A 25,532-nucleotide genomic window follows, 5' to 3' on the forward strand; every position below is an offset into this window, starting at 1 on the left:
TGCCGGCAATTCTTGTGCCTGCGGGTGGGGTCGTTGATCTAATGGCCAACGTATTAAAAATACTATGATGTGCGTCACACTGGATGCGTCGCGCCGAGAGGTTGACAGAAGTTGCACGGCAACCACAAAATTTACATGCGTCTATTCTTTGGCGCTAAGCGATGTTCGGCAAGACAATTTCGCGCGGTGGCGGGCCGGAATGCTCGACAGTCACCTTTTCTGCGAAAACCGGACCATCTGCTCAACCTCACATGTTCCGGCTGTCCAATCAGCCGAACAATCCACCCCTGAATGGAGTTGGCAGCTATGACACAGATCGATCGGCGGAAGCTTCTGGCCGGTACCGCGCTGGCCGCGGGCGCGGCGGCGATCGGTGCCGGGACCGCCCTGCCCAGGACTGCCGGGGCAGCCGCGCCGGCGGCAGTCGGCGACGTGATCACTGCGGCGGACCCGCGCTACGTCGCGCTGGTGACCGGCAACAACCAGCGTTTCGTCGCCCGGCCGGACTACGTCAAGATGATCCGGTCGACGCAGGACGCCGTCGCGGCCGTGCAGGAGGCGGTGCGCGCGGGCAAGCGGCTCTCGGTCCGCAGCGGCGGACACTGCTTCTCGGACTTCGTGTGCAACCCGGATGTCGAGGTCATTCTGGACCTCTCGGAGATGACCGACATCTCCTATGACCCGGGGCGCCGAGCCTTCTCGGTACAGCCGGGTGCCCGGCTGATGAACATCTACGAGGAGCTCTTCAAGGGTTGGAACGTCACCCTCCCCGGCGGCATCTGCTACAGCGTCGGGGCCGGCGGCCACATCTCCGGCGGCGGGTACGGGCTGTTGTCCCGGCGGCACGGACTGGTCAGTGACCACCTCTACGCCGTCGAGGTGGTCGTCGTCGACGAGCGCGGCCGGGCCCGCGCCGTGGTTGCCACCCGGGAGAAGTCCGACCCGCACCACGACCTGTGGTGGGCGCACACCGGCGGCGGTGGCGGCAACTTCGGGCTGATCACCCGGTTCTGGTTCCGTTCGCCGGACGCGCGGGGCACGGAGCCGGCCGACCAACTCGTCGCACCGCCGTCGGAGGTGCTGGTGAGCGCGTTGGCCTTCCCCTGGGAGCAGTTGACCGAGAAGCGGTTCGCCCGACTGCTGAAGAACTTCGGCGCGTGGCACGCGGAGCACAGTCGCCCGGACTCTCCGACCTGCGCGCTGAGCAGCCTGTTCAACGTCAGCCACAAGGCGCACGGCAGCATGGGGATGTTCACCCAGGTGGACGCGACCGTGCCCGGCGCACAGCAGATCCTCGACGACTACCTGGCCGCGATCCTCGACGGGGTCGACATCACCCCGCAGGCGGCGAGCAAGCCCACCGGCGAACTCCCCGCCATGCCGCACCTGATCGAGCCGCGCCGGCTGCCCTGGATCCAGGCGACCCGACTGGTCGGCACCAACAACCCGACCATCACCAACCCCACCTCGCGGGGGGTGCACAAGTCGGCCTACATGCGTCAGAACTTCAGCGACGCTCAGGTGGCCACGCTCTACAAGCACATGACCGGCGACAACTTCCACAACCCGGACACCATGCTGGTGCTCTTCTCCTTCGGCGGCCAGGTCAACGGGATCTCCCGCGACGCGACGGCGAACGTACAGCGGGACTCGATCTTCAAGATGTGCTTCCAGACCTTCTGGGAGGACGCCAAGGAGGACTCCTTCTACGTCGGCTGGGCGCGAGCCGTCTACGAGGAGTTCTTTGCCACCACCGGCGGCGTGCCGGTTCCCGGCCGGGAGTACGACGGCTGCTACATCAACTACCCGGACAACGACGTCGCCAACTCTGCGTACAACCGGTCCGGAGTGTCCTGGGAGACCCTCTACTACGGCACGAACTACCCCCGGTTGCAGCGGGTCAAGCGCCGCTACGACCCGCGTGACCAGTTCCGCCACGCGCTGTCCATCCGTCCCTGACACGTGCGTGCCCCGGGACGCGTTCCCGGGGCGCCGACGGACCCGTCGTGGCAGCCCAACCAGCTCAGCCCGTGTTTCCAGCGTCCCCACCGGCCCTGCGCGCCGACTGCGAGAATTGGAGCACCAAGGTGAGATCAATTGCGGTCATTATCGGCACCCGACCTGAGGCGATCAAGGTCGCCCCGATCATCCGGACGATGCGTGAGGACAGCCGCTTCCGCCCGGTGGTCGTGTCCACCGGGCAGCACCGTCAGATGCTCGACGAGACCCTGCGGGCCTTCGACATCGAGCCCTGCATCGACCTGGGCATCATGGCCACCCGACAGACCCTCTCCGAGGTGACCTACCGGGTCATCCAGGGCCTCGGCGAGCACCTCGGCTCGCTGGACGTCGACGCCGTCATGGTGCACGGCGACACGGCCACCACGCTGGCCGGCGCCGTGGCCGGATTCCAGCACCAACTGCCGGTCATCCACGTCGAGGCCGGGCTGCGCAGCGGGAACGTGCACTCCCCGTTCCCCGAGGAGGCGAACCGCCGCCTGGTCGGTCAGATCGCCGCCCTGCACCTGGCACCCACCCCGGGGAACGCGGCGAACCTGATCCGGGAGGGCGCCGACGTGACCCGGATCGTGGTCACCGGCAACACGGTCATCGACGCCCTGCAGTGGGGCGTTCGGCAGCAGGTGGAGTTCACCGAGCCCGCGCTGCGGGAGCTCGAGGCCGGTTCCGACCGGGTGGTCCTCGCCTCGGCGCACCGCCGGGAGTCGCACGGGGCCCCGATGCCGGAGATCGGCCGGGCGCTGCTCGACATCGCCGACATGGGCGCCGTGCGGGTGGTGGTGCCGATGCACCGCAACCCGGCCGTGCGGGACGTCCTGATGCCGCTGCTCTCCGGTCACCCGAGAATCACGATCGTCGACCCGCTGCCGTATCTCCAGTTCTGTCGGCTGATGCAGCGCAGCGACATCATCCTCTCCGACTCCAGTGGCGCGGAGGAGGAGGGGCCGGCGTTGGGCAAGCCCACCCTGGTGCTGCGCGACCTCACCGAGCGGCCGGAGGCGGTAGCCGCCGGCACGGCCCGGCTGGTCGGCCGTACCCGGGCCCGGATCGCGGCCGAGGTGCAGCGGATCCTCCTCGACGACGTCGCGTACGCGGAGATGGCCACTGCCGTCAACCCGTACGGAGACGGCAGGGCGACCGAGCGGGTGCTCGCCGGGATGTGCCAGTTCTTCGACATGGGCCCGAGCGTGCCGCCGTTCGTCCCGGGCATCCGGACGATCCCGCGTACGCCGCTCCCGGCGCGCCTCGTCGCCGCCTGAGGGCGTCCCCATGATCCCGTTCGAGCCCTGTTCCCGCACTGTCAGAAGGGAGTACGCCATGGCCCTGGAGGCCACCCCCAGCTATCCCGCACCGCGGTTCATCCCCGAGGTCGTCGCCGACCAGCTTCGTGACGGCTACTGGTTGGAGGCCCCCGACATCGACGGGGACGGCCGGCCCGACCTGATCGGTTTCGGTCTGACCCTCGGCGAGATCTCCTGGTACCACAACCCGGACTGGACCCGCCGGCTGGCGGTCAACAAGATTCACATGCCAGTCGGCGGAGCGTTCGCCGACATCACCGGCAACGGTCGTCCGGACCTGGTCGTCTCGTACGAGCTGTACGGCCCCGGCGGCACCATCCACCACCCGAACGCCGAGGGCGGCAAGATCGACTGGCTGGAGCACCCCGGCGACGCCACCTCGGCGGACCGCTGGGTGCGGCACTACGTCGGTAACACCGTCGGCATGCACCGACTGCGGATCGGCCACTTCACCCAGACCGAGCGGTGGGAGATCATCGGGCTGCCCGTGGTGGCGATGGAGGGAGTGCACGGGCTGCTCCCGGTGGTGCTCTTCACCGAGCCCGACGACGTCCGCGACGCCAAGGAATGGCCGATGACGGTCATCGACGACACCAGCTTCCGGATGATCCACGGAGTGGCCCGCAAGCCGGGCCTGATCCCCGGCTCCGACCTCGACTCGGTCCTGCTCGCCTCCGACGAGGGCGTCACCTGGCTCTGGTACGACGCCGACGCCGGGCAGTGGCGGACCGAGCTGATCGGCACCGGCGAACGGACCCGGTTCGAGCAGACCGGGTTCAGGGGCAGCGGTGACGTCGACAGCGGCCGGGTCGGCGCCGACCCGATGGCCTACGTCGCGGCGATCGAGCCGTACCACGGAAACACGGTCGCGGTGTACCACCGCGACCCGGCCGACGGTGGTTGGAAGCGGGTGCTGCTCGACATCTTCGGCGAGCCGAACGAGAACGGCGAGGGTACGGGGCACTCCGTGCTCTGCGCGGACTTCGACGGCGACGGCGACGACGAGTTCCTGATCGGGCTGCGCGGCCCGGCACCCTGGCAGGGCGTCTACTACTACAAGGCGATCGACCTGGCCAACGGGGTCTTCGCGAAGTGGAAGGTCGGCGAGGAGTCCGCCGCCCGGGTGGTCACCGGCGACTTCAACGGCGACGGCACCCTCGACTTCGCCACCATCGCGTACAAGGTCCCGCACTACTACGAGGCCAGGGACGCGAAGCTGATGGTCTACCGCAACCAGCGCGGCAGGACCGCCTCCTAGCGCGGCACAGCCCTCGAACCACCCCTCACAGAGATTCCGCCGGGCGGGCGGGCGCGTCCCTGCCCGCCCGGCGCCCCTTCACTGATTGGAGCTGGTCATGGCAGCCGATCGTCACAACCAGGAGCGACCGCTCGGCTTCTCCGGACGGCACGTGCGGGCGAGCCTCGTCGAGCACGCCAAGGAATTCCCGGTCGAGGGCCGAACGATCGTGGTCAACCTCGACGCCACTCCGGCCTACCTGGCCGAGGACCCGCGCGCGGTGATCCCGGCCTTCTCCGCGACCACGGTGGTGGACTCCCGGCTGGAGCAGGCCGGGTCGGTGGTGCTGCTGCGGGTCGACGAGTCGACGGAGATCGCCGGCATCACCCGCGAGCCCGGCTGGGCGCACTTCGCCGACGTCCTCGCCGAGCGGGCGCCGGCCGGCGCCCCACCCCCCTCCTTCCCCCGTGCGACGCAACTCTGGCGATCCCCGGTGGACGACGGCGGCGTGGTCGTCTTCGACCCGGCCGCCATGCTCGGCGAGGGCAGGGGTGACCGGCTCCGGCGATTCCGCGTCCGGGTCAACCTGTGGTTCTCCCCGGCCGGCACCGACTGCGGGCTGCACGACCGGCACGACTTCATCGAGACCCACGCGCAGGTGGCGGGGTTCGGGCGGATGCAGAAGTTCCGCCGGGAGGAGCACGGCTCGCTCTACGAGGACGTGCTGATGAGCCCCGGTTACGCCACCCCGGTGCCGTTCTGCGCGTTCGGCACGGACCCGGTCTTCCGCTACCCGTGGCACCAGTACCGGGCCGACACCGACTGCGTCTGGCTGGTGGCCGAATACCACCTGGCGGACTGACGTACGCATCCTCCTCCCGCCTCGATCCCGCGACGGCGGCAACCGGAAAGGCCGTGATCGTATGCCTCCCGCCCTGCTGGCCCTGGCCGTCAGCGCGTTCGGAATCGGTACCACCGAGTTCGTCATCATGGGGCTCCTGCCCGAGGTGGCCGGCGACTTTCACGTCTCGATTCCCACCGCCGGCCTGCTCATCTCCGGCTACGCCCTGGGCGTCGTGGTGGGCGCCCCGGTGCTGACCGTCGGCGCTGCCCGGTTGCGTCGCAAGCACGCCCTGGTCGGGCTGATGGCGATCTTCGTCATCGGCAATGCGCTCTCGGCGCTGGCACCGACCTACGGGCTGTTGATGACCGGCCGGATCGTCGCCTCGCTCTGCCACGGGGCGTTCTTCGGGCTCGGCTCGGTGGCCGCCGCCAGCCTGGTCCCATCGGCGCTGCGGGCCCGCGCGATCGCCCTGATGTTCGGCGGGCTCACCCTGGCCAACGTGCTCGGGGTGCCGATGGGCACCGCCCTGGGCCAGCGGTTCGGCTGGCGTGCCACGTTCTGGGCGGTGGTGCTCCTCGGCGTGGTCGGGCTGGTCGCCCTGTTGCTCCTGGTGCCGGACCGGCAGCCCGAGGGCGACACCGGAGTACGCGCCCAGTTGGCGCCGTTCCGCCGCCCGCAGGTCTGGTTGGCCCTGGCCATGACCGCGCTCGGGTTCGGCGGCCTCTTCGCCTCGTTCACCTATGTGGCACCGATGATGACCGAGGTGGCCGGCTTCGCGCCGAGCAGTGTCACCTGGCTGCTGGTGCTCTTCGGCATCGGCCTCTGCCTGGGCAACTACCTGGGGGGCCGGGCCGCCGACCGGGCGCTCATGCCGACCCTGTTCGTCGTGCTTGCCCTGCTCACGGCGGTGCTGGCCGTCTTCACGGTCACCTCCCACCACCGGCTGCCCGCCGCGGTGACCCTGTTCCTGCTCGGCACGGCCGGCTTCGCCACGGTTCCCGGCCTGCAGATGCGGGCGATCCAGCAGGCGGGCAGGGACAGCACGTTGACCTCCGCGCTCAACATCGCCGCCTTCAACCTCGGCAACGCGATCGGTGCGTACCTCGGTGGGGCGGCGATCGACGCCGGGTACGGATTGACCGCGCCCAACCTGGTCGGTGCGGGCCTGACCGCCGCCAGCATCGCCGTCGCGGCGGTGGCGGTGCTGCTCGCCCGGCGGACGCCGGTGCCCGCCGCGGGGGCGGGAACCGGGAAGGCGCGTCCCCTCACCTTGCCCGCCCAGCGCTGACCCGCCGGGCGACTCACCCCTGACACCCCTCCTGCCGAAAGGTCGTCACCCCTGATGGAAACGAAGCTGCCCGCCAGAGCGGGCGCCGGGCCCAGCACCCGGCTCCCCTCCCTGACCGGGCTGCGGTTCATCGCCGCGATGCTGGTCTTCTGCTTCCACATCACGCTCTCGGACTCCCCGATCCCGCCCAACGACCCGATCAACCTTTTCGCCGACGACTCGTTGGCGGCCAACTCGGCGTGGCTGTTCAGCAAGGCCGGCTACCTCGGGGTGTCCTTCTTCTTCGTGCTCAGCGGCTTCGTGCTGACCTGGTCGTCGAAGCCGAGCGACTCGCTGATGTCGTTCTGGCGCCGTCGGATGTTGAAGATCTTCCCGAACCACCTGGTCATGTGGGTGCTGGCGATGGTCCTCTTCGCGGCGGCGATCACCGAGCCGAGGTCGTGGCTGCCGAACATCTTCCTGCTGCACTCGTTCTTCCCGCAGCCCGAGACATACGTCGGGGTCAACCCACCGAGCTGGACGCTCTGCTGCGAGCTGCTCTTCTACGTACTCTTCCCGTTCCTGCTGCGCCCGGTGCAGCGGATCAGGCAGAGCCGGCTCTGGTTCTGGGCCGGAGTCATGGTGGCCGGCATGGTGGCCGTGCAGTTGGTGACCCAGTTCATCATCCCGGACGAGCCGCGCTCGCCGATCACGCCGGTGTCGGTGCAGCAGTTCTGGTTCGGCTACATCTTCCCGCCGTCGCGGCTCTTCGAGTTCGTGCTGGGGATCGTGCTCGCCCGCATCGTGATCTCGGGACGGTGGCTGCCGATCAGCATCGGTCAGGCCGCCGGGCTCTCCGTGGTCGGCTACGTCGTCGCGCTGTTCGTGCCGTTCCTGTATGGCTTCAACGTCGCCACCATCATCCCGGTCGCCGCCCTGATCTGCGCCGCCGCGGCGGCGGATGCCGCAGGCCGGCCGACCGTCCTCTCCACTCCGCGGATGCAGTGGCTCGGCGAGATATCCTTCGGCTTCTACCTCTGCCAGGGCGTCGTGATCTTCTACGGCCGGCAGCTCATCGGTGCCCCGGACGGCTTCGGCACCCCGATGGCGCTACTGGTCACGCTCGGGTTCTTCGTCGCCACGCTGATCGGGGGCTGGCTGCTCTACTCCCGCATCGAGCATCCCGTCATGCGGCGGTGGAGCAGGCCGCGCCGACCGGCCGCGTCGACCACCCCGCCGGTTCGGCCGGGGCCCGCCGGCGGGGCACCGCTCGGCGAAGCGGCCCTGGTGGTCCCCGCGCCGGCCCCGGTCGCCCCCGGCGGATCCTCCGGTGAACCGGTTCCATCCGGGGTTCGGCACGACCCCACCACCTGACGACTCGGTCGGCGGGCCCCGACCCGCGGCCCGGCGGAGTTGGGCCCGCCGACCGAGTCCCCGGTCTGTAGGTAGAGAAGGGGATCCTTCTCTACCTCAGGCGTTAGCAGGGGGCCCTTCCTTTCACAGCAGGCGGAGCTGGCGGTCCTTGGGGCGGCGTGGCTCCGCCTCGCCCAGGCGCTCGAACAGCCCCGGGTCGATCACGTCGAGGAACGGCGTCGGCCGGCAGTCCCGCTCCGACCCGTGCCGGCTACGCCGCGCCGCGTGGCTGACGTAGAGCCGGTCCTGGGCGCGGGTGAGGCCGACGAAGAACAGCCGCCGCTCCTCGGCGATCGCGTCCTCGTCGGGCGTGGAGCCGGGCCAGCGCAGCGGGAGCAGGCCGTCCTCGCAGCCGACGAGGAAGACGACGGGGAACTCCAGCCCCTTCGCGGCGTGCAGGGTGAGCAGGGTGACCGCCTCGGCGCGCGGGTCGAGGGCGTCGACCTCCGCGCCGGTGGCGAGCTGGGACAGGAACAGCTCCAGGTCGTCGCCGCAGCGGCGGGCCAGCGGGGTGAGCAGGTCCACGGCGGCGCGGACCTCCTCGGGGCGTACCGCGCCGGAGCCGTCGAGGGTGGGGGCGGCGAACCGGTCGGCGACCACCTGCCCGGCGAGGCGCACCCGGGCCGGCAGGCCGCCGCCGAGGCTGTCGGCGTGCCGCAGTTCGCGGGCGATCGCGGTCACCCCGGGCCGGTCACGCAACCGGTCGTGCGAGCGCTTCTGCACCGGCACGTTGGCGCGGGCCAGGGCGTCCACGATGGGGGCGGCCTGCGCGTCGGTGCGGTACAGCACGGCGATGTCGGAGAACGACAGGCTGGTGGACCGGCCGTCGATGCGCCCCGAGTCCAGCGACCGGTGGGACAGGCCGCCGACCAGGTCGTCGACGGTGCGTACGACGAAGTCGGCCTCGTCGGCGACGGACGCGGCGGCGTACCGGCCGACCAGCGGGGCCTCCGGGTCGAGCCGGGCCGGGTCGAGCCGGCGGCCCCGGACCAGCGACGACGGTGCGATGGCCTGCACGGCGGCGGCGAGGATCGGCGCGGACGAGCGGTAGTTGCGGTTGAGCCGCACCAGCCGGGCGTCGGTGAAGTCCTGCGAGAAGCGCAGGAAGTAGCCGACGTCCGCGCCCCGGAACGAGTAGATCGCCTGGTCCGGGTCGCCGATCGCGCACAGGTTGCCGTCGGCGGGGCTGAGCAGCCGCAGCAGCTCGTACTGGACGGCGTCGACGTCCTGGTACTCGTCCACGAAGATCCACTGCCAGCGGTCCCGGTAGCGTTGCATCAGCTTCTTGTCCGCGCGCAGCAGCTCGACCGGCAGGGTGAGCAGGTCGTCCAGGTCGACCAGGTCCCGCTTGCGCAGCAGCGCGAGGTAGGCCGCCTGGTCCTCGCCCGCCGCCACCTTCGCCGCCGCCCGGTCGGCGTCGTCGGCGATGCGGAAGCCGGCCGGTAGCCCGGCGGCGCCCGCGTTCTCCCGCAGGATGGTCAGGCCCAGCGAGTGGAACGTGCCGACGGTGACGTCCTCGGCCACGGGCCCGAGCAGCCCGTCGAGGCGGTGCCGCAGCTCCTCGGCGGCCCGCCGGGTGAAGGTGATCGCGAGACAGCGCTCCGGGAACACGTTCAGCTCGGCGCAGAGGTAGGCGATCCGGTGGGTCAGCGTCCGGGTCTTGCCGGTGCCCGGGCCGGCGACGATCAGCAGCGGCCCGCCCGGCGCGGACGCGGCCACCCGCTGCATCGCGTCCAGCCGGTCCAGCAGCCCGGTGCCGACCTCCTCCATGCCGGCGAGCATCGGCTCGAACGGCTCGTGCGGGGAGGGCTGCGGTGGGATCGGGGGCGGCGGGGCGGGCTTCCGCTTCGGCTCGGCCTTCGCCGCGGCCGGGCGCTTCGCCTTCGCCGCCGGCTCCGCAGCCGGTCGCTGCGCCGGCACGGGTACGTCGAACAGCGTCTCCGCCTGCGCCCCCGTCCCCTTCGCGCCCAGCTCGGCCGGGTCGAAGAGGGTGATCACCCCGTACTCGCCGTCGTAGCCGGGCACCCGGCGCACGTCGCCCCGGCGCAGCCGGCCGATCCCCTCGGCGAGCAGTTCCCCGCCGACCCGGCCGATCTCGTCGAGCGGGGCGCGGGTCAGGATCTCCAGCTCCGGGCCGAGCGCGGCCACCAGGTCGTTGAGCTTCCCCTCGACCTTCTTGGACTTCGGGCCCACGTGGTTCAGCTCGCCGAGGATCTCGGCCAGCGGCACCAGGTGGGTGACGCCCCGGGCGTGGGCCGGCCGGTGACCCTCGGGCCGGTCGGCCAGCTCCTCGACGCGGCTGAGCACCCCGACGGTGAGCGGCTTGCCGCACTCGGGGCAGCGCCCGCCGGCCGCCCGGGTCCGCTCCGGTGACCAGTTGACGCCGCAGAGCCGGTGCCCGTCGGCGTGGTACTTGCCCTCCTCGGGGAAGAACTCGATGGTGCCGGCGAGCCCGTCGCCGGTGCGCAACGCCTCGCGGATCGCGAAGTAGTCGCGGCCCGTGGCCAGCACCGTCGCCTCGCGGGCCAGGGCGGGCGGCGAGTGAGCGTCCGAGTTGGACACCAGCTGGTAGCGGTCGAGGCTGCCGACCCGCCAGTTCATCGCCGGGTCCGACGACAGCCCGGTCTCCACCGCGAAGATGTGCTCGGCCAGGTCGGCGTAGCAGTCGGCGATCGCGTCGAAGCCGGACTTCGAGCCCAGCGCCGAGAACCACGGCGTCCAGATGTGCGCGGGCACCAGGTAGCCGTCCGGGCTGGCCTCCAGGGTGATCTCCAGCAGGTCGCGGGAGTCGAGGCCGAGGATCGGCCGGCCGTCGGAGGCGATGTTGCCGATCCGCCCGAGCGTGGTGTTGAACCGTTCCACCGCGTCCAGGTCGGGCAGGTAGACCAGGTGGTGCACCTTGCGGGTGCGGTCGTCCCGCTTGTAGATCGTGGAGATCTCCACGCTGAGCATGAACCGGACCGGGTCCGCCTCCGCCTCGCTGGCCAGCCGGGGCGGCAGCCGGCGGGCGACGTCCCGCTCCGCCTCCGGGGAGAGCCGGTAAAGGCCCGGCTCGGCCGGGTGCAGCGTCTCGCGCAGGTGGTCGTACCAGGCGGGGTGGGTGAAGTCGCCGGTGCCGAGCACGCCGATGCCCTTGCGTCGGGCCCACCAGGCGAGGTTCGGCATGGTCAGGTCGCGGCTGCACGCGCGCGAGTACTTCGAGTGGATGTGCAGGTCCGCGACGAACGGCGAGGGGCCGGCCGGAGGTACGGCGCTGAACGGGAGCACGCCGCATCCTGTCACGCCCGCCCCGAGGCCCGCCTGCCGCCACGCGTACGCGTGACCTGAGCAATCCTTGTCTGGACACCGGGGCGAGGGCGCGCTAAGCCCATCAGGGGGTGCGCAGCTCCACAAGGGTGACCTGAGGGTTGGCACCCACCCGCACGGGCGGCCCCCAGAAGCCGGCGCCGTTGGTGACGTACACCTTCGTGCCGTCGACCTCGCCGAGCCCGGAGACGACCGGCTGCTGGAGCCGGACGGCCAGGTCGAACGGCACCATCTGACCGCCGTGGGTGTGCCCGGACAGTTGCAGGTCCACGCCGAACTTCGCGGCCTCGACGGCGGCCACCGGCTGGTGGGCCAGCAGCACCACCGGCCGGCTCGGGTCCCGGTCGCCGAGCGCGGCGGCGTAGTCGGCGGGGGCGGCCAGCCCGGTCCCGGCGGCGCTCACGTCGTTCACGCCGGCGAGGTCCAGCACCCCGGCCGGGGTGCGGATCTCCTGCCGGACGTTCTGGAGCACCCGCAGGCCGATCCGGTCCACCTCCCGCACCCACTCCTCCACGCCGGAGTAGTACTCGTGGTTGCCGGTGACGAAGAAGCTGCCGTACCGGGAGCTCAGGTCGCCCAGCGGGGCCGCCGCCTCGCCCAGCTCGGCGACCGACCCGTCGACCAGGTCGCCGACGATCGCGACGAGGTCGGCGTCCAACCGGTTGATCATCGCGACGATCCGCTCGGTGTGCGCGCGGCCACGCAGCGGGCCGAGGTGGATGTCGGAGACGGTGGCGATGCGCAGGCCGTCCATGCCGCGCGGGAGCTTCGCCAGCGGGATCTGCACCCGGTCCAGCCGGGGCGGGCCGAGGGCGTTGCGTACCCCGTACCCGACGGTGCCCGCGGCCGTGAGGCCCGCGAAGATCGCCGCCCCGCGGGCCAGCAGCAGCCGGCGGGACGGGTCGTGGTCGGGCTGGTCGACGGCCTCGGCGGCCGGCGGGTCGGCGGCACCGGACGCCCCGACGAGCACCGGCTCGGGCGCGGCGGCGGCCGGCTCGGCCGCGACCGTCCGGCGGCGCAGCACCCGCCGGGCGACCAGCAGCGGCACCTCCAGCACGACCAGCGCGACCAGCAGGTAGAACATCAGGGCCAGCCACACGTATCCCGGCCAGGCCAGCCAGTACAGGCCGTTCTGGGTGCCGGCCATCGTGGCGGGCACGAGCAGCGTGAGCAGCGCCGCCGCGACCGCGCCGGCCCGGCGCAGCCGCCGCGACGAGGTGGTGCCCGCGACCAGGCGCATCCACAGGTAGAGGTGGATGAGGCCGATCACGATCAGCACGAAACCCACCAGAGCCACAACCGCCAACACCGAGCCTCCTCAGCCGCCCGCGAACGGCGGCAGCACGTCGATCGTCGCCCCTGCCGGCAGCGGTGTCCGGCGATCGTGACAGGTCACGCCGTCGACCAGGAAACTCGCCACCCTCAGCACGGCGGCGAGGCGTTCGCCGTGCCGTCGCGTCAGTTCGTCGGTGAGTTCGTCCAGGCCGCAGCCGGCGGATGCGGTCTCCTCGGCCGTGCCGGCGGCGGCCCGCGCCCCGGCGAAGTAGCGGATGGTGAGCCGGCCGGCCGGGGTTTCGGCAGCGTAGTGGCGCACCGGTCACCCGCCGATCGCGGACATCGGCCGGGCCGGCTGGAGGAACGTCGGGTCGTCGATGCCGTGCCCGGCCCGCTTGCCCCACATCGCCGTACGCCACCGCCGGGCCAGCTCGTCGTCGTCCGCCCCGGCCCGCAGCGCGCCGCGCAGGTCCGACTCCTCGGTGGCGAAGAGGCACGCCCGGACCTGCCCGTCGGCGGTGAGCCGGGTGCGGTCGCAGTCGCCGCAGAAGGGCCGGGTGACGCTGCCGATCACGCCGACCCGGGCGGGACCGCCGTCGACCAGCCAGGTCTCGGCGGGGGCAGTGCCCCGCTCGGCGGGGTCGGGGGTCAGGTCGAATCCGGTGCGCGGGTCGGCTCCGGTGCGCGGGTCGGCTCCGTTACGGAGGTCGGCTCCGGGACGCGGGTCGGCTCCGGGACGGAGGCTGGCGAGGATCTCGTCGGCGGTGACCATCGCGGCGCGGTCCCAGCCGTGCTGGGCGTCCAGCGGCATCTGCTCGATGAACCGCAGCTCGTAGCCGTGGGCCAGGGCGAAGCGGAGCAGCGCGGGGGCCTCGTCGTCGTTGACGCCCCGCATCAGCACACTGTTGATCTTCACCGGGGTCAGCCCGGCCGCAGCGGCCCCCGCCAGCCCGGCGAGCACGTCGGCGAGCCGGTCGCGGCGGGTCAGCCGGGCGAACCGCCCGGCGTCGAGGGTGTCCAGCGACACGTTCACCCGGTCCAGGCCGGCGGCCCGCAGCGCCGGCGCCAGCCGGTCCAGCCCGAGCCCGTTCGTGGTCAGCGAGATCCGGGGCCGGGGCTCCAGCCCGGCCACCGCCGCGACGATGCCGACGACGCCGGGGCGGATCAGCGGCTCCCCGCCGGTGAACCGCACCTCGGTCACCCCGAGCCGCTCCACCGCCACCCGGACCAGCCGGATGATCTCGTCGTCGCCCAGCAGCTGTGGGCCCGCCAGCCAGGGCAGCCCCTCGGCCGGCATGCAGTAGGTGCAGCGCAGGTTGCACTTGTCGGTCAGCGAGACGCGCAGGTCCCGGGCGACCCGGCCGTACCGGTCGACGAGGACGCCGTCGGTCCCTCGCGCGGCGGTCACCGCTCGACGGTAGCGCGCCCGACCCCGCGCAGGGTGTCCCGGGCGGTGGCACCGACCGCATCGCGGTACGCCGCGCCGAACAGAGCGGTGTGCACCAGCAGCAGGTGCAGCTGGTGCAGCGGCACCCGCTCGCGCCACCCGTCGGCCAGCGGCCACGCCTCCCGGTAGGCCGCCATGATCCGCTCGTGGTGCGGCGGGCCGCCGAAGAGTGCCAGCTGGGCCAGGTCGGTCTCCCGATGGCCGCCGTGTGCGGCCGGATCGACCAGCCAGGCCCGGTCGTCGGCACCCCAGAGCACGTTGCCCGGCCACAGGTCGCCGTGCACCCGGGCCGGCGGCTCGTCGCCGCCGAACTCGACGACCCGCTCGACGACCTGCTCGACCAGGCCGGTCTCGGTGGCGGTGAGCGCGCCAGAATCGACCGACATCCGCAGGTACGGCAGCAGCCGTCGGCGCGCGAACCACGGCGACCAGGGACCGTCGTCGGGCGTGTTGTCCTGGGGGAGCGCGCCGACGAAGCCGGCCCACTCCGCGCCGAACGCGGGGGCCCCGGCGCGGTGCAGCGCGGCCAGCTCGCGGCCGAACCGCTCGGCGGCCTCCGGCGTCGGCTCGCCGGGCTCCACCCAGTCGAGCGCCAGCAGCTCCGGCAGCGCCACCACCACCTGCGGTACGGCCACCGCGCCGGCCTCCCGCAGCCAGCGCAACCCGGCCGCCTCTGCCGCGAAGAAGCCCTCCGGCACCGGCTGCCCGGCCCGTTCCTCGGGCCACGTCTTCGCGAAGACCGAGTGCCCGTCGTCCAGGGTCAACCGGGACGCCGCGCAGACGTCCCCCCCGGCCACCGGCGTCTCCCGGATCCGCTGGTGGGTGAGGAAGGTGGGGAGGTGCTCCGGATGCGCCCGCAGGTACGCCAGGTCCATGTGCGCAAGGTAGCCGCTGCGCCGCCCGGCCGTTGCTCTCGGGCCGTTTATGAACTGCGCTGACCTGCTCGAATACTGTCAGTAATGTGGACAACTCGGCGTGTCGTCCACAGGGTCTCCTGGGGTGCCCTTGCTCGGCCCAGGCTGCCTGCATGACCCGCACCGATCCCGCCCGGCTCACCGTCCGCTCCCCCGCCGACCTCATCGCCGCCGTGCCCTACCTGCTCGGCTTCCACCCCGCCGACAGCGTGGTCGTGGTCGCCCTGCGGGGCCGGCGAATCGTCTTCGCCGCCCGCGCGGACCTGCCCGGCCCCGGCGACGACCCGCTGGACCCGGCCGTCCACCTGGCCGGCGTGATCGCCCGGCAGGAGGCCGAGTCCGCCACGGTGCTCGGCTACGGTGACGCCTCGGGGGTCACCCCCGCCGTCGACGCGGTACGCGAATCGCTGGCCGCGGCAGGGCTGGCCGTGCTCGACGCGCTGCGGGTCACCGACGGCCGCTACTGGTCGTACCTGTGTGACGAGCCGGCCTGCTGCCCGCCCGAGGGCACCCCGTACGACACCGGCATCAGCGAGGTCAGCGCGGCGGCCGTCTTCGCCGGCCAGGTGGCGCTGCCCGACCGGGCGGCCCTGACCGCGCAGGTGGCCCCGTTCGGCGGCCCGGCGCGGGTGGCGATGCGCCACGCGGTCGACCGCGCCGAGCGCAAGCTGGACGCCCTGATCACCGCAGCACCCGAGGCCGACCTGCTCGGCGGGCGGGCGCTGCGTCGGGCCGGCGTCGACGCGGTCCGCGCCGCCCAGCGCCACAGCCGCCGGGGCGAGCGGCTCACCGACGACGAAGTGGCCTGGCTGACCCTGCTGCTGCTTCACCTGCCCGTCCGCGACCACGCCTGGGAACGCACCGACGGGCGGGACGGGGACATCGCCCTCTGGACGGACGTCCTGCGCCGCGCCGAGCGGGACCTGATCGCCGCCCCGGGCTCGCTGCTCGCCTTCGCCTGCTGGCGGGCGGGGCAGGGGGCGCTGGCGGCGGTGGCGCTGGAACGGGTGCTGGAGGCGCATCCGGACTACTCGCTCGGCCTGCTCCTCGACGACCTGCTGCGCCGTGGGGTGCCACCGTCGCAACTCGACGGGTGGCCGGCGAAACGCCCGCCGGGGGTGCTTCGGCGGCGCCGCCGCCGCCGGGATCCCTGAGGCGAACGTGGTCGGCTCGCTGGGCGTGTTTGCCGGCCCGATCTATGGGTGGGGGCGCCTTCATGTGGGTGGGGTTCGCCGGGGCCCGCCCGCTCCGGGCGGTCAGGCTCGATCCCGCCGACGGGAGTGTCCGAAAGCGACAGACGATCATGGAAGCCCCGACGGGCGGCCGGCAGGACGGGCGGCAGGAGGCTCCTGCCGGGATTCCTGCCTGGTCCGGGCGTACATCCATGGGTTGACTCTCGGTCATGAGACGAACCTGGAAGGTGACCTCCCGCGTTCTCGCCGCAGGGGTCCTCGCCGGTGCCACGGCGCTGGCCGGCCCGGCGGCGGTCCCGGCCCACGCGCAGGCTGCCCCCGCCCCCCGGGCGGGCGACGCCACGATCCTCGACCTGATCCCGGGCGGCACCCGGGACCGGATGGTCGCGCAGGTGCCGCTGGTCGACGCGGCGACCGGGCTGCGGGCCGCCGTCGAGCGCGGCCCCTCGCACGGGTACGCCGGCATCGGGCTGGTCGGCGGCCACGTCACGCTCTGGTGGAAGGGCAGCCTCCCGGCCGACGTCGCCTCGGCCGTCGCCGTCGCCCGCCGGATCGCGCCGGTCGAGGTCGCCAAGGCGACGTACGCCAAGACCGAGCTGGCCGCCGCCGCCGCGCGGATCGCGCCCGTGGTGGACGGCGACGCGCGCGACGCGGCGCACGATGTGCGGCTGCGTACCGACGGTTCGGGCCTTGAGATCGCCGTCGACGACGCCGACGCGGCACTGCCGAAGCTGCCGGCGACCGGGGTGCGCACCACCGTCGTGGAGCGCGACCGCCTGGCCCCCCGGTCCCGCGAGGACGACTCGGCGCCGTGGAACGGCGGGGCCCGGATCTGGAGCGACTCCGGCGCCGGCTGCACTGTCGGCTTCGGCGTACGCGAGGTGGCTACCGACACCAACCACCTGCTCAGCGCCGGGCACTGCGGCTCGGTGGGGTCGCAGTGGAGCGACGGTCAGGGCGAGCCGATCGGCCTGCAGACCCACAAGAACACCGACCACGACACGATGCTGATCGGCACCCCGTCGGCCGGCGGCTGGCTCTACGTCGGCGGCTCGAACGACGAGGTGAAGGCCCGGGTGGTCGGCTGGACCGAGGTGTTCCCCGGCCAGCTCCTCTGCCAGTCCGGGGCGACGTCGGCCTGGGAGATCGGCGTCCCGGTCTGCAACCTGGAGGTGCAGTTCCACTACACCGACCAGGAGGACCTGGTCGAGGCCACCCAGCTCGACGGTGACGAGTCGGCCCGCAGCGGTGACAGCGGCGGCCCGGTGTATGCGGTCAACGCCAACGGCACCGTCCTGGCCGCCGGCACCACGACCCGCTCGGCGGGGCCCGGGTTCGGGTTCCAGGACTTCGCCACCGCCCGGGACGACTTCGGCGACATCGTGCCGGTGACCGGGACGGCCACCACCTGCCGGGTGTCCTTCGCCGTCGTCAACTCCTGGGGTACCGGCTACGAGGCGGCCGTCACCGTCTACAACGACGGCCCGCAGGTCACCGGCTGGACCGTCGGCTGGACGTTCGGCGGGAGCCAGATCGTGCAGGGGCACTGGAACGGCGTCTTCCAGCAGAGCGGCGCGACCGTCACGGTCACCAACGAGAACCACAACGCGACGATCCCGTCCGGTGGCTCGGTGAGCTTCGGTTTCACCGCCGACGGGTCCGCCACCAACCCGGCCCCGTTCACCCTGAACGGCGCCACCTGTTCCTGACCCCAGCTTCCCACCACGGGTGGGTCCCACCGGGCGGGCACCCGGTGGGACCCACCGCTCTTTCATTCACACGTTGGTGAGAAGGGGACCCTTCTCTACCCCAGGCGTTAACAAGGGGCCCTTCCTTCCCCTTCAACCGCGAGGCGCTCGCGGGCGTAGATGCGGGTCAGGCCGTGGAAGGCGTACCGGTCGCCCTGGGGGAGCAGGAGGCCGGCGTCGACCAGCTCCTCGGCGGCTGCCGCCGCGCTCTCGACGTCGACGCCGGTGACGGCGGCGAGCAGACCGGCGTCGAACTCCGCCCCCGGCACGAGGGAGGCCCACCGGAAGACCCCGGCGACCGTCGCGCCGAGCCGGCGGTACGACACGTCGAACGCGGCCCGGACGTCGAGGTCCCCGGTGGTCAGCGCGGTCAACCGGCGGCGTGGGTCCGCGAGCTGGGCGACGAGTTGGGTGACGGGCCACCCCGGCCGGCTGGCCAGCCGGTTTCCGGCGACCCGGATCGCCAGCGGCAGTCGGCCGCAGAGCTCCACCAGTTCGGCTGTTCCCGTCGGGTCGGCGGCCAGCCGGTCCTCGCCGGCGATGGAGGCGAGCAGCCGCCGAGCGGCGTCCGGGGCGAGCAGCCCGACGGAGACGCGGACGGCGCCGGTGAGCCCGGTCAGCGGTTGCCGGCTGGTGACCAGGGTCAGGCAGTGCCGTCCGGCCGGCAGTAGCGGGCGTATCTGTGCCTCGTCGTCGGCGCCGTCCGCCACGATCAGCAACCGCCGGTCCCGGGTGAGGGTGCGGAACAGCCGGCCCCGCTGCTCCGGGGAGCCCGGGATCGCCTCCTCGGGCAGGCCGAGGGAGCGCAGCAGGCTGGCCAGCGCCTCGGTCGGGTCGACGGCGTCGGCGGGTGCGGTGCCGCGCAGGTCGAGGAAGAGTTGGCCGTCGGCGAACGTGGTGCCGAGGCGGTGCCCGGCGGTGACGGCGAGGCTGCTCTTGCCGGTGCCGGGTGGGCCGTGCAGCACGACGACGGAGGCAGTGGTGGCGCTGCCGTCGGTGACCCCGGTGGTCAGCCGGGTCAGCACGGCGAGTTCGGCCTCCCGGCCGACGAGGTTCGGTACAGCGGCGGGCAGCTCCGAGGGGACCACCGGGGGCGCGGCGACCACAGGGCCGGAGTGCGGGCGGTGGCCGGCGCGCGCCAGCCCGACGAAGCGGTCGCGGTCTGGGCCCGCCAGGCCGAGGGCGTCGGCGAGCAGCGCGACCGTACGTCGTTGGGGTGTGCGGACCCGGCCGCGTTCCATCTCCCGGATGGTGCGGACGCTGGAGCCGGACACCTCGGCCAGCTCCTCCTGGGTCATGCCGCGGGTGTCCCGCAGCGCCCGGAGCCACTGCCCGAAACCGGTCCGTTGTTGCATGCCGACGCGCATGTTCCCCCATAACCGCTGACACGTCTACGCTCACTGAGCGTGTGTCGATCGTGGCATGGCGCAACGGCGTGGTGGTATCCACAGTGGAGTGAACATCGCCATAGCAACCGGTGGGTAACGGGCTGTTTCCGGGTCGGCGGCCGGTCCCGTGCGCCCCGCCCGGACGCCGGATTCGATACGATCACCTGTTCTGCATCCGGTATCGGAGGAGCCGTACATGCACCACACCGCCCCGGCGCCCATCGCGGCACTGCTCGCCGGCTACCGGCCGCGTACCGCCGCCGAGAGCGCCGACGTGCGACAGGTCCTGGATCTCGTGGCGGCCGGCGATCCCTGGTCCCGCGACCTGCCGCTCCACGTCACCTCGTCGGCGTTGGTCGTCCACCCGCCGACGCGGCGCGTGTTGCTGCGTTGGCACGTCCGTATGCAGTCCTGGTTGCAGATCGGTGGCCACGGAGACCCCGGCGAGCACGACCCGGTCGACGTCGTGCTGCGCGAGGGAACGGAGGAGACCAACCTCGATGACCTGGTGTGCTGGCCGGACGGTGTGCTCAGGCAGGTGGTGATCCTGCCCGTGCCGGCCGGTCCCACCGAGCCCGCCCACGAGCACGCCGATCTGCGGTTCGTGCTGGCCACCGCGCAACCCGAGCGGGCCAGACCCGAGAAGCCGGCCGCCGCGCTGCGCTGGCTGAGCCTGCCCGAAGCACATGCCCTCGTCGTCGAGCCGAACCTGCGCGAGCTGCTCGCCCGCGTCGAGGAGCTGCTCGACCAGCACGGCTGACCCGCGAGGGAAGCCCTCGTGACATGTGTTGCTCGCTCAGCGGCCGATCCGGTGGGCGCCCGTGTAGACGTTCATGGTCTGGCCGCGGAGGAAGCCGACCAGGGTCATGCCGGCCTCCTCCGCCAGGTCACCGGCCAGGGTGCTGGGGGCGGAGACCGCCGCGAGCAGCGGCACCCCGGCCATCCACGCCTTCTGGGTCAGCTCGAAGCTCGCCCGCCCGGAGACCAGCAGCAGGTGCCCGGCCAGCGGCAGGCGGCCCTGCCGGACGGCCCAGCCGACGACCTTGTCGACGGCGTTGTGCCGGCCGACGTCCTCGCGCAGCACCACCAGTTTCCCGTCGCCGGTGAACAGCCCGGCCGCGTGCAGGCCGCCGGTGCGGTCGAAGTTGCGCTGGGCGGCGCGCAGCCGGTCCGGCAGCTCGGCCAGCAGCTCGGCCGGCACGGTGAGCGGGTCGTCCGCGACGGCGTACCGGGAGCGGGTCCGGACCGCGTCGATGCTGGCCTTGCTGCAGACCCCGCAGGAGCTGGTGGTGTAGAAGTTGCGGGTCGGGTCGGTGGCCGGCTCGGGCACGCCCGGGGCGAGCACCACGTCGACCACGTTGTACGTGTTCGGCGTGTCCGGGCCGGCGCAGAGCTGGGCGGTGCGCACGTCCGCGTCGTCGCGGATGAGTCCCTCGGTGAGCAGGAACCCGATCGCCAGGTCCAGGTCGTCGCCGGGGGTGCGCATGGTCACCGCCAACGGCCGCCGCCGGCCCGGTCCCCCCGGCCCGACCCGGATCTCCAGCGGCTCCTCGACGGAGAGGCTGTCCGGCCGGCGGGTCGCGACGCGGGCCGGGTCGACCGCGTCGAGGTCGATCCGCAGCACGTTCCGCCGGTCAGTCGCCCGTCCCATCCCGCCATCCTGCCCGACCGGCCGCCTCGGCGAGGCCTCGGACCCTGGCCGCCGCCGGTAGCGGCCTCGCCCGGAGAGGAGGCCGGTGCTTCGGGGCCGGGAAGCTGGCGGCCCCGGGGCGGCCGGGGGCCGCTGCGGTGTCGGGCGCGATCGGGGTACGAATCTGCCACGGAAGTCTGCGCTGTCAGACGTCCCTGAAACAGGCCTGCACGGCGAAGCCGTAGTAGCTGACGGGACGCCCGAACGGAATCACGAGCCATCCGTTCCCGTTGCTCACCCCGCATGCCGTGCAGCGGTCTCCCAGCGTGTAGCCGACGCAGTCGTACTGGTAGCCATTCAGGCCCTGGGTCAGGATCGGCGCGTCGACCTCCGGGGCGACGCGGATGTTCACCGATGTGGCGGTGACCGCAATGCGGCTGGTGTCGCAGTACGAGATTGTGGGCGACACCGGGCCGCCGTCGGGAACCGGCCGGGACGGGGCGGCCTGGGCCATGGTCGTCCCGATTTTGGTTGTCGTCGAGCGCCCTGATCTCCTTCGGTTCCGGCGGGGCCCGCGCCGCCCATGTTCCCGATCCAACGCGCACGCTGCGGAAACTTCGGCGTTGCGCAGTTGTGCCGGATTCGGCCGCTGAATGGAAGGTCCGTGAAGAAGTGCGCAGTGGGCCCGGCGAGCGATGCGCGGAGGCCCGGCAATGCCTGCCCGGACGGACATCGAACCCTTCCCGAAGGGCTGCCTGAATGGCACCGGGTGTTCTACGGGCTGCGGCACACGAGCGGTGGTGGCGGCGAATCCACGCCCGGCATGCAACGGATCCGGCGGCGGTCCCGTAGGAGGGGTGTCCGAGTGGCAAGCGGGGACGAGGAGAGGTGGGTGGCCTGTGAAACGGCCTTCCGAACGGGATCGCGAGTTCACCGAGTTCGTGACGGCCCGGCGCGCCGCATTGGTTCGCGTGGCGACGCTGTTGGTCTCCGGTGACCTGGCCAAGGCCGAGGACGTGGTGCAGACGGCACTGACCCGGCTGTACCTGGCCTGGCCGAAGGTGCGGCCGGAAACCGTGTACGCGTACGCGCGGCGGTGTGTCGTGAACGCGGCGACGGACGAGCGCCGCAGCCTGTTCCATCGGCGTGAACGGGTGCACGCGCAGTTGCCCGACGTCGTCGTCGGCGAGGCCCCGGGCGTCGACGAGACGAGGGTCCTGGCGTTGCTGGCCACCCTGCCGACGGGAATGCGGGCGGCGGTGGTGCTGCGGTACGTCGAGGGGCTCAGCGTCACCGAGACCGCCGATGCGATGCGGTGCAGCGAGGGCAACGTCAAGAGCCAGAGCGCCCGTGGGCTGGAGCGGCTGCGGGCGCTCCTCCCGGCACATACGTACGACTTCGCCTGACCCTCACCCGACTTGATCCGAAACCTGATCCGACTGATCGAAGGAGTTACCGACATGCCAGACGTCATGGACGTCCTGCGGGCCCTGCCGAGTGCCGTCACGCCCGACCCGACCAGCCCGGATCTCGTCGCCGGGGACGTGGCCCGGGGACACCGGGCCCTGACCCGCCGCCGGCGGCAGCGTTTCGCGTGGTCCAGCGCCGCTGCCGTCGTCGCCGTCGCTGTGGTGGGTGCCGGGCAACTCGGCGGCACCACGACCACGACCACGGCCGCAGAGGGGCCCGTCCCGACGGCGACGCAGGCGATGCGGCTGCAACTCGTCGCCTACACCGGTGCCCAGCCGGTCGGCTTCGAGGTGAGCACCGTGCCGGAGGGCTGGCAGGTGGTCTCGTCCGACAGGAGCATGTTCGTGGTGGCACCGCCCGGCTGGCAAACGGCTCCGCCGGCTCCCGGGCGCGCCGTCAGCCTCCAGGGCCAGATCTCGGTTTCCCTGCAGAGCCTGTCCCGGCTTCCCGAGGGGACGCCCGTGACGCAGGTCGACGTCAACGGCAGGGCCGGTCAGCTCGGCTTCCCGTGGGAGGCGGAGGGCAAGCTGTCGGACATCCGGTGGCTGATCTTCCCGGACGCCTCGGGGCGGAAGGTCCTGGTGCAGGTTCCCGGGGCGCTGGGCCTGGGCGACGACCAGATCGTGCGGTTCGCGGAGGGCGTCACCGTCACCGACGAGGCGGAGATCGTGGGCGGCTGATCACCAATCGGCCGCGCACAGCGCCTCGCCGGGACCCGGGCCGTGGGTCGAGCGGCGGACTCCTCGGCCCCGCCGACCGGTACGGTGACCGCGTGGGGGACTGGGCGGCGGTCGTGCTGGCGGGCGGGGCCGCGCGCCGGATGGGCGGCGTGGACAAGCCCGGGTTGCCGGTCGGCGGCCGGCCGATGCGCGACCGGGTGCTCGACGCCGTCGCCGACGCCGACGTCCGGATCGTGGTGGGTCCGGCCGGCCCGGTGCCGGCGGGCGTCCGGTCGACCCGGGAGCACCCGCCGGGAGGCGGGCCGGTCGCCGCCGTCGCGGCGGGGGTGGGCCTGTTGTCCGCCGGCACGACGACCGTTGCGCTGCTCGCCGCCGACCTGCCCCTGCTCACCCGGGCGGCGGTACGCCTGCTGCGCGACCAGCTCGCCGACCCGGCCGTGGACGGGGCATGCCTCGTCGACGGCGACGGCCGGCGGCAGCAGCTGTGCGGGGTGTGGCGGGTCGCGCCGCTGCGGGCCGCGCTCGACCGGCTCGCCACCGCCCGGGGCGGCTCGCTCGACGGCGCGGCGGTGCGGGCGCTGCTGGCCGGGTTGACGGTGCGCGACGTGCCCTGGTCCGGGATGGGCCCGCCGCCCTGGTTCGACTGCGACACTGACGAGGACGTACGCCGGGCGGAGGAGTGGGCGCGATGACGGTGCTGGAGGACTGGGTCACGGCGGCCTGCGCGGAGTTGGGCCTCGACCCCGCCGAGGTGCCGGTGCCGGTCGTGCTCGACCTGGCCCGGGACGTCGCGCACCAGGTGCTGCGGCCGGGGGCGCCGGTCTCCGCGTACCTGCTGGGGTTGGCCGTGGGACGCGGGGCCGACCCGATCGCGGCGGCCGACCGGATCAGCGCGTTGGCGGGCGGTTGGCCGGTCGAGCTGGGCGACCGGCCCCCGGCCTGAGGGCCGCGACGGCACCCCGGCCTGAGGGCCGCGACGGCACCCCGGCCTGAGGGCCGCGACGGCACCCCGGCCTGAGGGCCGCGACGGCACCCGGGCCCCGGCGTGAGGGCCGCGCCGGCACATCGGTGTCCGATCCCGGTCCGGCCTGATTCGGGCTCCGGGCGGCCTGGGTAGGGTGACCGGAACGGACGGAGGCGATCATGACGGTAGGCCACCCCTCGACGCCGGCCTCGGACCCGCCCGGCGGCCCCCCGGAGCGCGGCAGCCAGTCGGAGCGCGGCGGCCCGTCGGCACCCGGCGGCCCGCCGGAGCATCAGCACGAGTCGATCCTGCTGGACGAGCCGACGACGGCGGACCTGCGGGCGAAGGTGACGGAGGCGTGGCGCGAGTTCGCCCGGGCCCTCGCCGAGCGGCTGCGTGAGCTGCCCGCCGGCTCGCACGTCGAGCTGACCCTCGACCCCACCGCCTCCGGCACGGGCGACGCCGTCTACTCCATCAGCATCGACCTCGCGGACGACGGCCGGCTCTCCGCGCGGGCCGTCGGCAACGCGACCCTCCCACAGGGCTACCGGCTGGACCGGGCGGCCGTCGCCGACATGGTGGCGCTGGGGTGGTCCCCGCCCGGGGTGGTGGAGGGCTCCGGCGGGCACTTCGGCCTTACCGGCGACACCGACGAGGCGACCCGGCTGGCCGCCCTGCTCTCCCGCACCCTGCGGGACGTCTACGGCGCCCCGCACCCGGCGTTCCTGGTCTATCTGGTGCACGACGCCGAGGGCGAGCCCGTGCCGGTGGCGCCGCTGGGCACCGCGCGCAGCGAGTTCGGCCCGGACCAGGACGTCGAGGCGGACCTGGACGAGGCGCTGGCCGCCGCCGCGCAGGGGACGAGCACCGACGTGCTGGCCCTGGCCGAGCAGGTGCGGACCGTGGTCTCCGCCATGCTGAAGTCCGACTCCGACAAGTTGCAGGTCGACTCCGACGGCGACATCAACATCCGGGCCGGGTCGGCGATGGTCTTCGTGCGGGTCCGCGACAATCCGCCGCTGGTCGACGTCTTCTCGCCGGTGCTCACGGAGGTCGAGCCGACCGAGCGGCTCTACGTGAAGTTGTCCGAGCTGACCAACCGGATGCCGATCGGGCGGCTCTACTGCGCCGACGACACGGTCTGGGCGTCCATTCCGGTCTTCGGCCGCGACTTCCAGGCCACCCATCTGATGCTCGCCGTGCAGGTGATGACCGGCCTCGCCGACGAACTGGACGACCGGCTGCACGGCGAGTTCGGCGGGAAGCGCTTCTTCGGCGAGGGCGACAAGCCCGGCCTGCGGGACCAGGGCGAGCATCGTACCGGCATGTATCTCTGACGGCCGGCGAGCCTGACGACGGCGGCCGGCGAGACTGCCGCTGCGACCCGGAGGCGGGTGGGGGGGGGGCGGGGCCGGGGGGCCCCCCCCCCCCCCCCC

The 25,532-nt window shown here is 72.9% G+C and carries 21 protein-coding genes and 2 pseudogenes; 14 read left to right on the forward strand and 9 right to left on the reverse strand.

What is annotated here, in order from left to right:
* The first annotated feature begins 306 nt into the window (after nucleotides 1-306).
* The 6 genes from ACFT41_RS02315 to ACFT41_RS02340 all read left to right on the forward strand — a co-directional run bounded on the left by ACFT41_RS02315 (nucleotide 307) and on the right by ACFT41_RS02340 (nucleotide 8,042).
* A complete protein-coding gene (locus ACFT41_RS02315) occupies nucleotides 307-1,959 on the forward strand; it encodes an FAD-binding oxidoreductase (protein WP_377581547.1) in 1,653 nt (550 codons plus the stop codon).
* Between the two features lie 128 nt (nucleotides 1,960-2,087).
* On the forward strand, nucleotides 2,088-3,278 hold the full coding sequence (gene wecB, locus ACFT41_RS02320) for a non-hydrolyzing UDP-N-acetylglucosamine 2-epimerase (RefSeq protein WP_377581549.1): 1,191 nt from the start codon (nucleotides 2,088-2,090) through the stop codon (nucleotides 3,276-3,278).
* A 58-nt stretch (nucleotides 3,279-3,336) separates the two neighbouring features.
* Nucleotides 3,337-4,578, forward strand: a complete 1,242-nt coding sequence (locus tag ACFT41_RS02325) for an FG-GAP repeat domain-containing protein (protein WP_377581552.1) — start codon at nucleotides 3,337-3,339, stop codon at nucleotides 4,576-4,578.
* Nucleotides 4,579-4,675: 97 nt separating this feature from the next.
* Entirely contained in the window at nucleotides 4,676-5,419 is a 744-nt protein-coding gene (locus tag ACFT41_RS02330) for a hypothetical protein (protein ID WP_377581555.1), read from the forward strand.
* Between the two features lie 61 nt (nucleotides 5,420-5,480).
* Nucleotides 5,481-6,689 (forward strand): MFS transporter, encoded by a 1,209-nt coding sequence (locus ACFT41_RS02335; protein WP_377581558.1) that lies wholly within the window; start codon nucleotides 5,481-5,483, stop codon nucleotides 6,687-6,689.
* A gap of 54 nt (nucleotides 6,690-6,743) precedes the next feature.
* A complete protein-coding gene (locus ACFT41_RS02340) occupies nucleotides 6,744-8,042 on the forward strand; it encodes an acyltransferase family protein (protein WP_377581560.1) in 1,299 nt (432 codons plus the stop codon).
* A gap of 123 nt (nucleotides 8,043-8,165) precedes the next feature.
* Here ACFT41_RS02340 and ACFT41_RS02345 read toward each other — a convergent pair whose 3' ends face one another.
* The 6 genes and pseudogenes from ACFT41_RS02345 to ACFT41_RS02370 all read right to left on the reverse strand — a co-directional run bounded on the left by ACFT41_RS02345 (nucleotide 8,166) and on the right by ACFT41_RS02370 (nucleotide 14,984).
* Entirely contained in the window at nucleotides 8,166-11,348 is a 3,183-nt protein-coding gene (locus tag ACFT41_RS02345) for a UvrD-helicase domain-containing protein (protein ID WP_377581563.1), read from the reverse strand.
* A 103-nt stretch (nucleotides 11,349-11,451) separates the two neighbouring features.
* Entirely contained in the window at nucleotides 11,452-12,696 is a 1,245-nt protein-coding gene (locus tag ACFT41_RS02350) for a metallophosphoesterase (RefSeq protein WP_377581567.1), read from the reverse strand.
* A gap of 9 nt (nucleotides 12,697-12,705) precedes the next feature.
* Nucleotides 12,706-12,981, reverse strand: a complete 276-nt coding sequence (locus tag ACFT41_RS02355; RefSeq protein ID WP_377581569.1) for a MoaD/ThiS family protein — start codon at nucleotides 12,979-12,981, stop codon at nucleotides 12,706-12,708.
* A gap of 3 nt (nucleotides 12,982-12,984) precedes the next feature.
* Nucleotides 12,985-13,314, reverse strand: a pseudogene (locus ACFT41_RS02360) (GTP 3',8-cyclase MoaA); the annotation flags it as partial.
* Between the two features lie 87 nt (nucleotides 13,315-13,401).
* A pseudogene (locus ACFT41_RS02365) lies at nucleotides 13,402-14,070 on the reverse strand (radical SAM protein); the annotation flags it as partial.
* The gene (locus ACFT41_RS02370; RefSeq protein ID WP_377581572.1) at nucleotides 14,067-14,984 is read right to left on the reverse strand and encodes a fructosamine kinase family protein; all 918 of its coding nucleotides are present in this window, start codon (nucleotides 14,982-14,984) and stop codon (nucleotides 14,067-14,069) included. The pseudogene ACFT41_RS02365 and the gene ACFT41_RS02370, both read right to left, overlap by 4 nt.
* A 152-nt stretch (nucleotides 14,985-15,136) precedes the next feature.
* Between ACFT41_RS02370 and ACFT41_RS02375 the strand changes: the two genes are divergently transcribed.
* Both ACFT41_RS02375 and ACFT41_RS02380 read left to right on the forward strand, forming a co-directional pair.
* The gene (locus ACFT41_RS02375) at nucleotides 15,137-16,177 is read left to right on the forward strand and encodes a DUF4192 domain-containing protein (protein ID WP_377581575.1); all 1,041 of its coding nucleotides are present in this window, start codon (nucleotides 15,137-15,139) and stop codon (nucleotides 16,175-16,177) included.
* 248 nt (nucleotides 16,178-16,425) lie between these two features.
* A complete protein-coding gene (locus tag ACFT41_RS02380) occupies nucleotides 16,426-17,925 on the forward strand; it encodes a cellulose binding domain-containing protein (RefSeq protein ID WP_377581578.1) in 1,500 nt (499 codons plus the stop codon).
* Nucleotides 17,926-18,032: 107 nt separating this feature from the next.
* On the opposite strand, the gene ACFT41_RS02385 is transcribed toward ACFT41_RS02380, so the two are convergent.
* Nucleotides 18,033-19,319: a helix-turn-helix domain-containing protein gene (locus tag ACFT41_RS02385; RefSeq protein WP_377581580.1), complete on the reverse strand. Its 1,287-nt coding sequence runs from the start codon at nucleotides 19,317-19,319 to the stop codon at nucleotides 18,033-18,035.
* A gap of 229 nt (nucleotides 19,320-19,548) precedes the next feature.
* Here ACFT41_RS02385 and ACFT41_RS02390 point away from each other — a divergent pair, with 229 nt between their 5' ends.
* On the forward strand, nucleotides 19,549-20,112 hold the full coding sequence (locus ACFT41_RS02390) for an NUDIX hydrolase (RefSeq protein ID WP_377581583.1): 564 nt from the start codon (nucleotides 19,549-19,551) through the stop codon (nucleotides 20,110-20,112).
* A gap of 36 nt (nucleotides 20,113-20,148) precedes the next feature.
* Here the strand turns inward: ACFT41_RS02390 and fdhD are convergent, their stop codons facing one another.
* Both fdhD and ACFT41_RS02400 read right to left on the reverse strand, forming a co-directional pair.
* Nucleotides 20,149-21,003: a formate dehydrogenase accessory sulfurtransferase FdhD gene (gene fdhD, locus ACFT41_RS02395; RefSeq protein ID WP_377581586.1), complete on the reverse strand. Its 855-nt coding sequence runs from the start codon at nucleotides 21,001-21,003 to the stop codon at nucleotides 20,149-20,151.
* A 184-nt stretch (nucleotides 21,004-21,187) separates the two neighbouring features.
* A complete protein-coding gene (locus tag ACFT41_RS02400) occupies nucleotides 21,188-21,496 on the reverse strand; it encodes a hypothetical protein (protein ID WP_377581588.1) in 309 nt (102 codons plus the stop codon).
* Between the two features lie 385 nt (nucleotides 21,497-21,881).
* Here ACFT41_RS02400 and ACFT41_RS02405 point away from each other — a divergent pair, with 385 nt between their 5' ends.
* The 5 genes from ACFT41_RS02405 (at nucleotide 21,882) to ACFT41_RS02425 (ending at nucleotide 25,433) form a co-directional block, all read left to right on the forward strand.
* Nucleotides 21,882-22,388 carry a sigma-70 family RNA polymerase sigma factor gene (locus ACFT41_RS02405; protein ID WP_377581591.1) on the forward strand — a complete coding sequence of 169 codons (507 nt, stop codon included), beginning with the start codon at nucleotides 21,882-21,884 and terminating at the stop codon, nucleotides 22,386-22,388.
* A gap of 54 nt (nucleotides 22,389-22,442) precedes the next feature.
* Nucleotides 22,443-23,132: a hypothetical protein gene (locus ACFT41_RS02410; protein WP_377581594.1), complete on the forward strand. Its 690-nt coding sequence runs from the start codon at nucleotides 22,443-22,445 to the stop codon at nucleotides 23,130-23,132.
* 92 nt (nucleotides 23,133-23,224) lie between these two features.
* Nucleotides 23,225-23,824 carry a molybdenum cofactor guanylyltransferase gene (locus ACFT41_RS02415; protein ID WP_377581596.1) on the forward strand — a complete coding sequence of 200 codons (600 nt, stop codon included), beginning with the start codon at nucleotides 23,225-23,227 and terminating at the stop codon, nucleotides 23,822-23,824.
* Nucleotides 23,821-24,075, forward strand: a complete 255-nt coding sequence (locus ACFT41_RS02420) for a DUF6457 domain-containing protein (RefSeq protein WP_377581598.1) — start codon at nucleotides 23,821-23,823, stop codon at nucleotides 24,073-24,075. The genes ACFT41_RS02415 and ACFT41_RS02420 overlap by 4 nt, the downstream gene beginning before the upstream one ends.
* Before the next feature lie 200 nt (nucleotides 24,076-24,275).
* Complete coding sequence (locus tag ACFT41_RS02425; protein WP_377581601.1) at nucleotides 24,276-25,433, forward strand: hypothetical protein; 1,158 nt, start codon at nucleotides 24,276-24,278, stop codon at nucleotides 25,431-25,433.
* Nucleotides 25,434-25,532: the final 99 nt, after the last annotated feature.

Source organism: Micromonospora sp. NPDC057141, assembly GCF_042670805.1.
Lineage (GTDB): Bacteria > Actinomycetota > Actinomycetes > Mycobacteriales > Micromonosporaceae > Micromonospora.

Excerpts from the sequence above, each read along its gene's own strand:
- fdhD (WP_377581586.1), bottom strand. The coding sequence starts at position 21,003 with ATGGGACGGGCGACTGACCGGCGGAACGTGCTGCGGATCGACCTCGAC.
- ACFT41_RS02400 (WP_377581588.1), bottom strand. The coding sequence starts at position 21,496 with ATGGCCCAGGCCGCCCCGTCCCGGCCGGTTCCCGACGGCGGCCCGGTG.
- ACFT41_RS02370 (WP_377581572.1), bottom strand. The coding sequence starts at position 14,984 with ATGGACCTGGCGTACCTGCGGGCGCATCCGGAGCACCTCCCCACCTTC.
- ACFT41_RS02420 (WP_377581598.1), top strand. The coding sequence starts at position 23,821 with ATGACGGTGCTGGAGGACTGGGTCACGGCGGCCTGCGCGGAGTTGGGC.
- ACFT41_RS02380 (WP_377581578.1), top strand. The coding sequence starts at position 16,426 with ATGAGACGAACCTGGAAGGTGACCTCCCGCGTTCTCGCCGCAGGGGTC.
- ACFT41_RS02425 (WP_377581601.1), top strand. The coding sequence starts at position 24,276 with ATGACGGTAGGCCACCCCTCGACGCCGGCCTCGGACCCGCCCGGCGGC.
- ACFT41_RS02375 (WP_377581575.1), top strand. The coding sequence starts at position 15,137 with ATGACCCGCACCGATCCCGCCCGGCTCACCGTCCGCTCCCCCGCCGAC.
- ACFT41_RS02390 (WP_377581583.1), top strand. The coding sequence starts at position 19,549 with ATGCACCACACCGCCCCGGCGCCCATCGCGGCACTGCTCGCCGGCTAC.
- ACFT41_RS02340 (WP_377581560.1), top strand. The coding sequence starts at position 6,744 with ATGGAAACGAAGCTGCCCGCCAGAGCGGGCGCCGGGCCCAGCACCCGG.
- ACFT41_RS02335 (WP_377581558.1), top strand. The coding sequence starts at position 5,481 with ATGCCTCCCGCCCTGCTGGCCCTGGCCGTCAGCGCGTTCGGAATCGGT.
- ACFT41_RS02385 (WP_377581580.1), bottom strand. The coding sequence starts at position 19,319 with ATGCAACAACGGACCGGTTTCGGGCAGTGGCTCCGGGCGCTGCGGGAC.
- ACFT41_RS02330 (WP_377581555.1), top strand. The coding sequence starts at position 4,676 with ATGGCAGCCGATCGTCACAACCAGGAGCGACCGCTCGGCTTCTCCGGA.
- ACFT41_RS02315 (WP_377581547.1), top strand. The coding sequence starts at position 307 with ATGACACAGATCGATCGGCGGAAGCTTCTGGCCGGTACCGCGCTGGCC.
- ACFT41_RS02325 (WP_377581552.1), top strand. The coding sequence starts at position 3,337 with ATGGCCCTGGAGGCCACCCCCAGCTATCCCGCACCGCGGTTCATCCCC.
- ACFT41_RS02410 (WP_377581594.1), top strand. The coding sequence starts at position 22,443 with ATGCCAGACGTCATGGACGTCCTGCGGGCCCTGCCGAGTGCCGTCACG.